12 protein-coding genes and 1 tRNA gene are annotated in these 12,449 nt (G+C 47.8%); 10 read left to right on the top strand and 3 right to left on the bottom strand.

Translation table 11 applies throughout. The features are described from left to right. Nucleotides 1-62: 62 nt before the first annotated feature. Complete coding sequence (gene frsA, locus C3451_RS20235) at nucleotides 63-1,307, top strand: esterase FrsA (RefSeq protein WP_045622397.1); 1,245 nt, start codon at nucleotides 63-65, stop codon at nucleotides 1,305-1,307. Nucleotides 1,308-1,363: 56 nt separating this feature from the next. Beyond that, nucleotides 1,364-1,765 carry a sigma factor-binding protein Crl gene (crl, locus tag C3451_RS20230; RefSeq protein ID WP_022647149.1) on the top strand — a complete coding sequence of 134 codons (402 nt, stop codon included), beginning with the start codon at nucleotides 1,364-1,366 and terminating at the stop codon, nucleotides 1,763-1,765. Nucleotides 1,766-1,896: 131 nt separating this feature from the next. Here the strand turns inward: crl and phoE are convergent, their stop codons facing one another. After that, complete coding sequence (phoE, locus tag C3451_RS20225; RefSeq protein WP_022647150.1) at nucleotides 1,897-2,949, bottom strand: phosphoporin PhoE; 1,053 nt, start codon at nucleotides 2,947-2,949, stop codon at nucleotides 1,897-1,899. Between the two features lie 305 nt (nucleotides 2,950-3,254). On the opposite strand from phoE, the gene proB reads away from it, so the two are divergent. From proB to C3451_RS20210, 3 genes are all read left to right on the top strand, one after another. After that, nucleotides 3,255-4,358: a glutamate 5-kinase gene (proB, locus tag C3451_RS20220; protein ID WP_015571369.1), complete on the top strand. Its 1,104-nt coding sequence runs from the start codon at nucleotides 3,255-3,257 to the stop codon at nucleotides 4,356-4,358. Nucleotides 4,359-4,369: 11 nt separating this feature from the next. Continuing rightward, nucleotides 4,370-5,623: a glutamate-5-semialdehyde dehydrogenase gene (gene proA, locus C3451_RS20215; protein WP_022647151.1), complete on the top strand. Its 1,254-nt coding sequence runs from the start codon at nucleotides 4,370-4,372 to the stop codon at nucleotides 5,621-5,623. 111 nt (nucleotides 5,624-5,734) lie between these two features. Next, a tRNA-Thr gene (locus C3451_RS20210) sits at nucleotides 5,735-5,810 on the top strand. Between the two features lie 319 nt (nucleotides 5,811-6,129). Here C3451_RS20210 and C3451_RS20205 read toward each other — a convergent pair. Both C3451_RS20205 and C3451_RS20200 read right to left on the bottom strand, forming a co-directional pair. After that, nucleotides 6,130-6,618, bottom strand: a complete 489-nt coding sequence (locus C3451_RS20205) for a hypothetical protein (protein WP_022647174.1) — start codon at nucleotides 6,616-6,618, stop codon at nucleotides 6,130-6,132. Next, entirely contained in the window at nucleotides 6,611-7,468 is an 858-nt protein-coding gene (locus tag C3451_RS20200) for a winged helix-turn-helix domain-containing protein (RefSeq protein ID WP_063139313.1), read from the bottom strand. Before C3451_RS20200 ends, C3451_RS20205 begins: the two co-directional genes overlap by 8 nt. Before the next feature lie 421 nt (nucleotides 7,469-7,889). Here C3451_RS20200 and C3451_RS20195 point away from each other — a divergent pair, with 421 nt between their 5' ends. The 5 genes from C3451_RS20195 to C3451_RS20175 all read left to right on the top strand — a co-directional run bounded on the left by C3451_RS20195 (nucleotide 7,890) and on the right by C3451_RS20175 (nucleotide 12,341). Beyond that, a complete protein-coding gene (locus C3451_RS20195; protein ID WP_045622414.1) occupies nucleotides 7,890-8,669 on the top strand; it encodes an EAL domain-containing protein in 780 nt (259 codons plus the stop codon). Nucleotides 8,670-8,682: 13 nt separating this feature from the next. Then, a complete protein-coding gene (locus C3451_RS20190; RefSeq protein WP_045622412.1) occupies nucleotides 8,683-9,270 on the top strand; it encodes a hypothetical protein in 588 nt (195 codons plus the stop codon). A gap of 216 nt (nucleotides 9,271-9,486) precedes the next feature. After that, nucleotides 9,487-10,035 carry a fimbrial protein gene (locus C3451_RS20185; RefSeq protein ID WP_045622410.1) on the top strand — a complete coding sequence of 183 codons (549 nt, stop codon included), beginning with the start codon at nucleotides 9,487-9,489 and terminating at the stop codon, nucleotides 10,033-10,035. Nucleotides 10,036-10,097: 62 nt separating this feature from the next. Continuing rightward, a complete protein-coding gene (locus tag C3451_RS20180) occupies nucleotides 10,098-10,802 on the top strand; it encodes a fimbria/pilus periplasmic chaperone (RefSeq protein ID WP_233161256.1) in 705 nt (234 codons plus the stop codon). Between the two features lie 24 nt (nucleotides 10,803-10,826). Next, on the top strand, nucleotides 10,827-12,341 hold the full coding sequence (locus tag C3451_RS20175; RefSeq protein ID WP_240034221.1) for a fimbria/pilus outer membrane usher protein: 1,515 nt from the start codon (nucleotides 10,827-10,829) through the stop codon (nucleotides 12,339-12,341). The last annotated feature ends 108 nt before the right edge of the window (nucleotides 12,342-12,449 follow it).

Here is a 12,449-nt window from a genome sequence, read left to right as displayed (position 1 = left end):
TTCTTTTTGGCCTGCCACGCGTTACAATGGTCTCCAAGTGATGTATCCATGGAGGCAACGCAATGGCGCAGGCGAATCTCACCGAAACTCTTTTCAAACCCCGTTTCAAGCACCCTGAAACCTCGACGCTGGTGCGTCGGTTTAATCCGGGGACCATGCCTGCTGTACAGTCAGCGTTAGATGGTAAAAACGTGCCCCACTGGTACCGCATGATTAATCGCCTGATGTGGATCTGGCGCGGTATCGACCCGCGCGAAATCCTCGACGTGCAGGCGCGTATCGTGATGAGCGAGTCTGAGCGCACCGACAGCGATCTCTACGACACGGTGGTGGGCTACCGTGGCGGGAACTGGATCTACGAATGGTCAAAGCAGGCCATGCTCTGGCAGCAAAAAGCGGGCCAGGAAGAAGATGCCACTCTCAGCGGCAAACACTGGCTGCATGCGGCAAACCTTTACAGCATCGCTGCATACCCGCATCTGAAAGGAGACGAACTGGCGGAGCAGGCCCAGGCGCTGGCAAACCGGGCTTATGAAGAGGCCGCCCAGCGGCTGCCTGGCCGGATGCGTGAAATTGAGTTCGCCATTCCCGGCGGTAGCCCGGTGACTGGATTCCTGCATATGCCGGAGGGGGAAGGCCCGTTCCCGACGGTTCTGATGTGCGGCGGCCTGGATTCGTTACAAATTGATTATTACAGCCTGTATGAGCGCTACTTTGCCCCAAACGGGATCGCCATGCTGACGCTCGATATGCCATCAATTGGTTTTTCATCCAAATGGAAACTTACGCAAGATTCCAGCCTGCTGCACCAGCATGCATTAAAAGCGCTGGAGAATATCCCCTGGGTTGACCATACCCGGGTAGGTGCGTTTGGCTTCCGCTTTGGCGCTAACGTCGCGGTACGGCTGGCCTACCTTGAATCTTCCCGCCTGAAGGCCGTCGCCTGTCTTGGTCCGGTAGTGCATGCACTGCTAAGCGAGCCTGCGCGTCAGGGTAGCGTTCCTGAAATGTATCTGGACGTGCTGGCGAGCCGACTTGGCATGCATGATGCTTCAGATGAAGCGTTGCGCATTGAACTTAATCGGTATTCATTAAAAACGCAGGGCTTGCTGGGCCGCCGTTGCCCAACCCCGATGATGTCCGGTTTCTGGAAGAACGATCCATTTAGCCCGGAAGAGGAGTCACGCTTAATCACCTCGTCATCTTCGGATGGCAAATTGCTGGAGGTACCCTTCAGCCCGGTGTACCAGAATTTTGACAAAGCGCTTAAAGAGATCACACGCTGGATCACGCAGAGATTGTGTTAATAGTTTGCTAAATTTCGTTGGTTTGGTAAAACAGTGCTTCACAAAAGGAGATCGCAATGACGTTACCGAGTGGACACCCGAAAAGTAGACTGATTAAGAAGTTCATGGCTCTTGGCCCGTATATTCGAGAAGAGCAGTGTGAAGAGAATCGCTTTTTTTTCGACTGCCTGGCTGTTTGCGTCAACGTGAAGCCTGCACCCGAAAAACGTGAGTTCTGGGGCTGGTGGATGGAAATGGAAGCACAGGAAAACCGTTTTACCTATAGCTATCAGTTTGGCCTGTTTAATAAAGACGGGCACTGGCAGGCGACGAGCATCAAAGATCAGGAAGTGATCGATCGCCTGGAGCATACGCTAAAAGAATTTCACGGCAGAGCTCGCGACCTGCTGGCAACACTGGATCTGAAGCTGGAGCCTGCGGACGATTTTTCCAGCGAAGCGGTGAAACTGAGAGCCTGATGATGTCACAGCGCCGGGTGGCGGCTACGCCTTACCCGGCCTAAAAACGTATTACTCCGTAGGTCCGGTAAGCACAGCGTCACCGGGCACAAAAAAACCGGCTCAGCGCCGGTTTTTTTATTACCACAACATCAGAACTGGTAGGTCATGCCCAGCGCAACGATATCATCGCTGCTTACGCCCAGTTTATTATCGTCATCGATCTGGTTGATTTTATAATCAACAAACGCAGACATGTTTTTGTTGAAATAATAGGTCGCACCTACATCGATGTATTTCACGATATCTTCATCGCCGATGCCTTCGATATCTTTGCCTTTAGACTGCACGTAACCCAGAGATGGGCGCAGACCAAAGTCAAACTGATATTGCGCAACCACTTCGAAGTTTTGCGCTTTATTTGCAAAGCCACCGGAAATAGGGGCCATATTGCGGGTTTCAGAATAGAGAGTGGCCAGATATATATCGTTGGCATCATATTTCAGACCGGTCGCCCAGCCTTCTGCTTTTTTACCTTCGCCGCGTGCCTGAAGGTTTTGCTCATTGGTGCGATCGGAGCTGGCATACGCACCAATCACAGAGAAATCGCTGCCGCCGAAGTCATAGCTCAGGGAGGTACCGAAGCCGTCACCGTTTTGCTTCTTCACGTCGCGGTTTTCATTTTTACCCTGATATTGCAGGGTCATATTAAGACCGTCAACCATGCCAAAGAAATCGGTATTACGGTATGTGGCCAGACCGGAAGCGCGTTTCGTCATGAAGTTATCGGTCTGCGCCAGGCCGTCACCGCCGAACTCGGGGAACATATCGGTGTATGCGGCGACGTCATACAGCGCACCCAGGTTACGACCGTAATCAAAAGAACCAAAATCTTTCAGTTTAATACCCGCAAATGCCAGGCGCGTTTTTTGAGAAGAGTCGCTTTCTGCTTTGTTACCCGCGAACTCTGCTTCCCAACGTCCGTAGCCCGTCAGCTGATCGTTAATCTGCGTTTCACCCTTAAAGCCAAAACGAACGTAAGTCTGGTCACCATCCTTCGCGTCATCATCACTGAGGTAGTGCATTGCTTTTACTTTGCCGTACACGTCCAGTTTATTACCGTTTTTATTATAAACTTCTGCTGCGTGAACAGATGTGGATGCAACTACGCCCATTACCACTAATGCCAGAGTGCTCTTTTTCATTTTCAATCCTGATTTTATAAAAACGCGCTAATATTCGCTGAGCAATAAGATTCAACTTATTACCCCGTGAAAAACAGGAAGGGTTTTATCGTTAGTGGGTGAACGTTTTATGACAAAGTAAGAATATGTCTAAAAAAGTATGTTTTAATTTTTCGGTAATAAAATTGTCAAAATCTGCCGCTACGCTTCCTGATCCCGCGCAACAAAGTGACGGGTGATGTGCTAAGGCAGTTGGCAACGGGGCTGACACCTGTTAAAACGTCTGACTGACATCATTTTCCCTTATTGTTGAACGGCAGAGAATCATGAGTGACAGCCAGACGCTGGTGGTAAAACTCGGTACCAGTGTGTTAACAGGCGGATCACGCCGCCTTAATCGTGCCCATATCGTTGAGCTTGTACGTCAGTGCGCTCAGTTGCATGCCGCAGGGCATCGTATTGTGATTGTGACCTCCGGGGCGATTGCCGCCGGGCGTGAACACCTGGGCTACCCCGAACTCCCCGCGACGATCGCCTCCAAACAGCTGCTGGCCGCCGTAGGACAAAGCCGACTCATACAGCTCTGGGAACAACTGTTCTCCATTTATGGCATTCACGTCGGGCAGATGCTGCTGACGCGTGCGGATATGGAAGACAGGGAACGTTTCCTGAACGCCCGCGATACGCTGCGCGCGCTGCTGGATAACCATATCGTTCCGGTCATCAACGAAAACGACGCTGTTGCCACCGCTGAAATCAAAGTAGGCGACAACGATAACCTCTCTGCGCTGGCGGCGATCCTGGCAGGGGCCGATAAGCTGCTGCTTCTGACCGATCAGCAGGGGCTGTTTACCGCTGACCCGCGTTCCAATCCACAGGCAGAACTGATCAAAGACGTTCACGGCATTGACGATGCGCTGCGTGCCATTGCGGGAGACAGCGTTTCTGGTCTTGGGACAGGCGGTATGGGCACCAAGCTCCAGGCCGCGGACGTGGCGTGCCGGGCCGGTATCGACACCATCATTGCCGCGGGCAGCCGTCCGGGCGTGATAGGTGATGTGATGGAAGGCATCTCTGTGGGCACACGCTTCCACGCCCAGGCGTCCCCGCTGGAAAACCGCAAACGCTGGATCTTTGGCGCGCCCCCGGCTGGTGAATTGACCGTGGATGAAGGCGCGACCGCCGCTATTCTGGAAAGAGGAAGCTCGTTGCTTCCAAAAGGAATTAAAAGCGTGACAGGCAACTTCTCGCGTGGTGAAGTGATCCGAATCCGTAACCTTGAAGGTCGCGACATCGCTCATGGCGTAAGCCGTTATAACAGCGACGCGCTGCGTCGGATTGCTGGCCACCATTCCCAGCAGATCGACGCCATCCTGGGCTATGAATATGGCCCGGTTGCCGTGCATCGCGACGACATGATTATTCGTTAAGGAGCCAGAACATGCTGGAACAAATGGGCGCAGCCGCGAAAGCCGCCTCGTATAAACTGGCGCTCCTTTCCAGCCGCGAGAAAAACCGCGTGCTGGAAAAAATCGCTGATTATCTGGAATCCCAGTCGCAGGAAATTTTGCTCGCCAACGAGCAGGATCTGCTGGAAGCGCGTCGCAACGGCTTGAGCGAAGCGATGCTCGACCGTCTGGCATTGACCCCGGCGCGTTTGAAAGGTATCGCCGACGACGTCCGTCAGGTGTGCAACCTCGCCGACCCGGTAGGGCAGGTGATTGACGGTGGGGTGCTCGACAGCGGGTTACGCCTTGAGCGTCGTCGTGTGCCACTCGGCGTCATCGGTGTGATTTACGAAGCGCGTCCAAACGTGACGGTGGATGTTGCCTCCCTGTGCCTGAAAACCGGTAACGCCGCTATCCTGCGTGGCGGGAAAGAGACCTGGCGCACCAACGCCGCGACGGTGAACGTCATTCAGCAGGCGCTGGAGGAGTGCGGCTTACCGGCGGCTGCCGTGCAGGCGATTGAAAGCCCCGACCGCGCGCTGGTCAACGAGATGCTGCGCATGGACAAACACATCGACATGCTCATCCCACGCGGCGGCGCGGGCCTGCACAAGCTGTGCCGTGAGCATTCCACCATTCCGGTCATTACCGGCGGTATCGGCGTATGCCATATCGTGGTGGATGACACCGCGGAGATCGAACCTGCACTGAAGATTATCGTCAACGCTAAAACTCAGCGTCCAAGCACCTGTAATACGGTGGAAACGCTGCTGGTGCATCAGGGCATCGCCAGTACCTTCCTGCCAGCGCTGAGCAAGCAGATGGCGGAAAGTGGCGTTACGCTGCATGCGGACGAGAAGGCTCTCGCCCTGCTGAAAGACGGTCCGGCAAAGGTCGTTCCGGTTAACGCGGAGCAGTACGACGATGAGTATTTGTCGCTGGATCTGAACGTGAAGGTAGTTGCGGATCTCGATGACGCTATTGCGCACATTCGTGAACACGGAACCCAGCATTCTGACGCGATCCTGACGCGCACCCTGCGCAATGCCGATCGTTTTGTGAATGAAGTGGATTCGTCTGCGGTTTACGTGAATGCCTCGACGCGCTTCACCGACGGCGGCCAGTTTGGTCTTGGCGCGGAGGTGGCTGTGAGCACTCAGAAGCTGCATGCCCGCGGTCCGATGGGGCTGGAAGCGCTGACCACCTACAAGTGGATCGGCTTCGGTGATGATACCATTCGTGCGTAAATAATCTCGGGTGATGCAAAAATAGCCGTTTGATTCAAAAGGGCATTGACGCATCACCCGGTTAGATCTACTCTTTTGCCCCGTGGTTACGCTCGTAACCGGTCTCTCAGGGCCGATATAGCTCAGTTGGTAGAGCAGCGCATTCGTAATGCGAAGGTCGTAGGTTCGACTCCTATTATCGGCACCATTTCAAATTCTCCCGCCATCTCTTTTCGGATTCGTTTGGTTGCAATCTGAAGTTCTATTTAAACGCCTAATCGCTTTGGTTTGTCTCCCCGCCTGGTTTGTTATCCGTTCTGTTGTGAACAGGTCGAGAATAACGGCAAGATATGCACAGTGTATTTAGCACAGACATACGTTATGTCGTACCGCAAAGTTATGGAGCAGGACCAGTTGACCGGATTCTGGTTTGAACTCTGCCGTGAGATGTGCATATCACCAACGTTAAGATGGTCGTCCGAAAATCACCTTATTTCATTTTGAACCGATTAAAGGGATATAAAATTTTATCTTTTTTTCACACAAATAAATAAAGGAAGAGGAACATCGCCAAAAACAAAGGTATTGAGATATCTTCGAACGGTAAGCCTGTTGTTTTCCAGATCAAACATATCGAAAAGCAGCCCAGAGGCCTCTGTCTCGGTCATGCTGTCCCCGGGGTGAGCTGTTGTCTTCATATCACTCAGGTAAAAATCGCTTTTGTTTCTGCTCAGGACCGTGAATGTTATATCCCGATTAACGAGATGCGTATTGATGGGGGAAGGCTGTCTTGCTGATACCGAAGTACCAAAGATACTGATAATACTTTCAGTACCCGGTCGTATCACCACACTGATGGTTCCATTAAAGAGAAACTCTTGATCGCCCGGTGAATTCATTTGTAAGGTTCCAGAGCAGTTAACATTGCCACTTTTAGTCATGTTACTGATAGTGACAAGGATGCCTGAGAAAAACACAAATAAAGTAATTGTTAATAATTTATATTTTTTATTCATGGCTATATACGCTCTTGCAACTGGATAACTTTTTCTTGTTGCCAGCCTGATAACTGCATCTGCTAATGAATAAACGGCCTGTCTCACCAAAAATCAGGCTGTCTTCCTGCTGAGAGATATAAAAACTTCCTGGGAGGCAGGGTATTGATTCTCTGGCTATATTTTCAGTTAAGGTGAGTCTCACGGGAAGCAGTTCATGCGCACTTCTGAAAAACATATATACAGGGCAGCTGTCAATCGTACCGACCTGGTATACCCTGGATACTTTCATCTCATTAGTTTTAAGCTGAATATGATAACAAATAAGTAAGAACATGATTAATGACAATGCATTAAGGCCATGAAACCATACTAATCTTTTACTGTTTTTTGTAATGGAAGTCGTACTGTCCTCTTCAGTGCCTGTATCTGTATTAGTCTCTGTAAGAGACATCCCCTGTTCGACCGTGTCAGCTAGAAAATCATCACTGAATGAACGGGTATCCGGAAGCAACAGGTCTTGTTTTTCTGCTCCGGGTTCGATCATTTTCACTTCTACATCTTTGTTCATCACAAAACCGGTACGTGGAATAGTGATGATGATATCGGCTGTTTCACCAAGTAACTGAAAATTTTTTCTAATCAACGATACATATTGTGTAAGTGTATTGTTGGACGCTTTATAACCGTACTCATCCCATACGCAATTGAGGATTTCTTCACGGGTTAAAGTTGACCCCTGATATCTGATAAACAAAGACAGCAACCTTGAGGCCGTTGCTGGAAGAAGGATCGAGTCATAACTCTTACAGTTAGTTAAAGAACACTGAGCGTCATCATAAACAATATTCTCATTGAAAATATAGAGCATAACCTGTCCTTATCCTTCAGGTCTTACCTGCGGCACTTTTACCTGTATGAAATAGTGAAACTGATTTTGGCGCTGAGTTTAGCATATTAAACATATCTGTCACGCGAATATGATAGTGTTTTGTTATTTACAATAAATATCATATCAAAATATAGAATTCTCCTTCCGACATGAATGTTTTATATACATTCTGATGGTTTTTAAAACTCTCTCAATGATGAGCCTTATTTCTATATAAAAGAATAAAAAAATTAATAATACATATATACTCAGATGAATTGTCTGATATTTATATATTTTGCAATATATTATATAAAAAATTAGAAGTCAGAGTTATGATTGTTTCATTGCAGACGGACACGCTGAAGCAAACGAAAGTAAGGATAAACACTGCGATACAGATAAAAGAAGGGTATGAAACATGCTGATAATGAATGATACACTTGAAAAGAAATGTTCTTACAATTGTGAAATGGATGTTACGCCTTTCCTTCAGCCTGTTATTAATACTTATGATAACTGTATCGTGGGAGCAGAAATCCTCTGTAGAGTAAAAACAAAAAAAGGATACATACTTAATCAGCTGCATATCGAAGAACTTGAGGTGCCTGAGCGTGCAGATTTTTATGCAAGAGAGCTTTTACTGAAAACGGCAGAACTGTTAAGGAAAAATGACGGCGCAGGCGAAATCCCATCGGGCTTTGTTTTTTCTCTGAATATCACCTGTGGTCAGATAAGTTCTCAAACTATCAGAAATGCGGTGGTGAGGTTTAAGAGTTATTTCAAAACAGACGTGGTGATCCTGCTTGAGATAGTGGAAAGAAATATTACTGATGCGACCAGTGATATTCTGAATGCAATCACATTCTATAATTCTATCGGAGTGAAGTTCGCTATTGATGATGCTGGGATAAACACTGCTGCAATGAAATTTTTTGGCGTAAGTAATGTTTCAATTCTAAAACTGGATCGCTCGGTTACGCAGATAAAAGAGAACTTTGAACTAATTTACCGGAAGTTAATTGATGGCATCGTAAAAGTATCCTCTCTGTGCGGGGTGCATATTGTTGCGGAAGGAGTGGAAAATCAACATCAAAAAGAAGCTCTGGAAAAGGCTGGCATCATACATATGCAAGGGTATTTTTTTTCACGACCTTTATCCGTAGCTGCTTTTTGTGATTTTATAAAACACTACCGCTGACAGGACGGATACCATGACAGTAAAAAAAACAGTTTTTATCATCTCCGATGATTATTTTTACCTTAATGGGTTGGGGTTTTTATTAAAGAATGAAAATAATCTGAATGTTTTTCGTCATTATGTAGATCAAAACCAGCAGGAATGTTTTTCTGATGGTATTCCTTATGATGTCCATAATGAAAAAAGCATCATTATACTGGCAGTGGATGACTTGAATCTCATCAGAAATTTCGCTGCACGTTTTAGAACTAATATTATCTTTTCTCTGAGAACCCTTGGTAAAAGAGAAATGGCGGTTTGTTATAAAGGCGCCCTGGTAATCAACAGATGCCTTTCATCAACGCGGATGTTAGATGTAATTAAGAAGTACGAGAGGGTAAGTTTTATGCCTGGCATATCTCTTACTCAAAAAGAGGAACAGGTGATTTTCAACTATTTTAACTTAACCGGTGCCCAGTTTAGTTCCTTTAAGTATAAAACTGGGGTTAAGAAAATTAGTCATTATAAACGTTCTGCTTATCAGAAAATGTTGGTTAATGGTGATGGGGAAGCTCATTTTGTAGTGAAAGCATTAAGTGAAATTAGAACAGGGATGCTATAACCGCTGTCCCATGGTTTACCTCTGTTTGTTTATTGCCAAAATTCATTTGTTTGAACAGATGAAGTGCTTAATACTGAAAATTAATAACTCAACGCTTTATGTTTTTTTGTAGTGCCTGGTGATTTTCACCATTCTAAGTAAGGGGTTTGATAAGGATGTTTTCACATCTCCTTATTACAACTCTATCGTGTATAAATATGATCTAAGGATATAGACATGAAAAAAAGTGCTATTGCGTTAACGCTGTTTGCTGTTCTGGGTGCAACTGTAAATTCTGCGAATGCTGCATCGACAGGAACCATTACCTTTAATGGTCAACTGACTGCCACTACCTGTGATGCCGTCGTTGATACACAGGGTGCAGATGCAACGGTTATTCTGCCTACCGTTGGTACCAACCAGTTGACTACTGCAGGCCAGACCGCGGGGCGTACGGGATTTAATATTGCCCTGACTAATTGCCAGGGCACTCTGCAAAACGCCTCCGCGTTCTTTGAAGCAGGTCCGACCGTGGATTTAGCCAGCGGACATCTGCTGAATAAGACCGGAACGGCAACCGGCGTCAGCCTGCAGCTGCGTGATGAGTCCTCTGCTACTGGAGGTGTCATTGTGGCGGGTAACGGCAATCAGGCTGCCAACACAACTTATGTTGATGTTTCATCCGGCAGTGCAAATCTGCCTTATTCAGTTGAGTATTTTGCTGATGCTGCAACCACTGCCGGGACAGTTATCAGCCAGGTGGTTTACTCCATTCAGTACATGTAATTCAACGTACTTTATTAATCAGGGGGCTTCGGCCCCCTTTCAGAGAGGGTGGATTTATGCCTATGCAGCGGAAGCATACCTTTTTTTTTATTCAGACACTATGCATACTTTTTCTGGTGCTGCTTAGCGCGCCCGTGAAAGCCAGTATTGTTATTACCGGTACCCGGGTGATTTACTCTCAGGGCGAGCGCTCTGTCAGTGTGAAACTTAATAATAATGGTAAATCCCCCGTACTTATCCAGAGCTGGGTTGATGATGGAGTTATGAGTAAATCTCCGGATACCAGCACTGCCCCCTTTATTGTGACGCCCCCGATAAACCGTGTTGATCCCGGCAAAGGTCAGACACTACAGATCAGTTTTACCGGAAAACACCTGCCTTCAGATAAAGAGTCAGTATTCTGGCTTAACGTGCTTGAAGTGCCAGCACGTAACAGTGCAAAGAAAGATGATAATTTTTTACAAATCGCTTTTCGTACCCGGATAAAACTTTTTTATCGGCCGCAGGCGCTTCAGGGGAAATCCATTGAAGCTCCGGATAAGCTCGAATGGAAAACCGTAGACGGGAAATTACAGGCCATCAATAAAACGCCCTGGAATGTATCTATTTCTGGCGTAAAAGCGAATGGAAAAAAGACCGAAGGGAAAATGATAGCACCTTTTGATGCTGAGTCGTTTCCGTTGCAGGTAAGGCATGGACAAACGATTCACTTTGACGCCGTCAATGATTATGGCGCAGTCACTGCGAAATCTGCTGCTGTTCAATAACGTCTGTTTGACAGGGAATATAACGTGAAAAACCATAATAAATATTTCCGCAAGAGCTTTCTTGCAGCAGCTGTTGCGGGTTTTTGCAGTATATCGCATTCAACTGAAGCAATGGAACACACAGGAGCGCAGCCTGAGAATCCTCTGTCAGAAGTGATACCTGACCCCGGGACCGGGGACGTTGAATTTATCAGTGATGTACTGATGTTACAAAACAATCAACCCGTCGATATCAGCCGCTTTTCAAAGCGCGGTTTTCTTTTACCCGGGAAATATTATGCCTCTATTCGGGTAAATGGGAGTGAAGTAGGGAATGAAAATATCGAGATTAAAACCCGGGCGGATAACTCTGGTTATGTCTGTATAACGCCTGAATTACTGAAAGCGATCCCTCTGGCCTGGGAAAGAATCAATGAGACCGACACAGTGCGACTGCCAAATGCTGATGGCTGCACCGAGATCTTATCTCGCATCCCCAATGCCAGGGTCGAGTTCGATGCCGGAGAGCAGGTACTGGATATTACGTTGCCGCAAAAATATGTCCATCGTTCTGCGCGTGGTTTCGTGAACCCGGAGCTCTGGGATAGCGGTATACCTGCTGCATTTCTCAGCTATGGCCTTAACGCCTGGACAAGTCAGTCCAGTCATTACGATTATAAATCGTTGTTTGCCTCGCTGAATACCGGTTTCAATCTCGGAGCATGGTATTTCCGTCATAATGGCTCTTATTCCTGGTCAGATGACGGGAAAAAGGATTATCAGTCTCTGAACTCGTATGCGCAGCGGGATATTCCGTTCATTAAAGGCCGCTTACTTGTCGGCCAGTCTAATACTACAGGCAGGGTTTTTGACTCACTGCCCTTTTCCGGTATGCAAATTGCCAGTGATGAGCGCATGTATCCGGCTTCGCTGCGGGGTTATGCACCTGAAATCAGGGGGATGGCCAGAACGAATGCGAAAGTCATTGTACGCCAGAACAGCGCCATTATTTACGAAACTACCGTATCCCCGGGTGAATTCGTCATTAACGATCTTTATCCGACAGGATTTGGTGGTGACCTGACAGTGACCGTCCGGGAGGCAGATGGCAATGAAAACTTTTTTCTGGTCCCATATACCGCGATGCCCCAGCTCATTAGACCGGGGTCGTACCGCTTTTCCTTTACGGCGGGTAAATTACGCCAGCTCAACCTTAGAGATAAACCAGAGTTTTATGAGGCAACCTGGCAGCACGGACTGTCAAATTACCTGACGGGCTATACTGGCTGGCAACAAAGCGACGGTTATTATGCTGCTCAGGCAGGTATGGCATTAGGAACGCAGGCCGGGGCGATTTCTCTGGATATCACCCAGTCGCACGCTTCTTTCGCGAGCAACCCGAACGGTCAGGAGTATAGCCATAAAACGTCATCCGGACAGAGCTACAGACTCAGCTATTCAAAATTCATCCCCCGGACGGGTACCAATCTGACGCTGGCAACCTATCGTTTTTCAACTCAGGGCTATTACGATCTGGCAACTGAATCGCCACGGGTTTAACAGACACCTCAGAGTCATTTAAGATGGCTTAAAGAGAGGTGCCCATGAGCGGTAAGCGTTATCCCGAAGAGTTTAAAACTGAAGCAGTCAAACAGGTTGTTGATCGCG

The sequence above is a fragment of the Enterobacter sp. 301B genome (assembly GCF_003850715.1).
GTDB lineage: Bacteria > Pseudomonadota > Gammaproteobacteria > Enterobacterales > Enterobacteriaceae > Enterobacter > Enterobacter intestinihominis.
The sequence above is the reverse complement of the archived record's forward strand: the minus strand, read 5'-3'. Positions and strand labels throughout refer to the sequence as shown.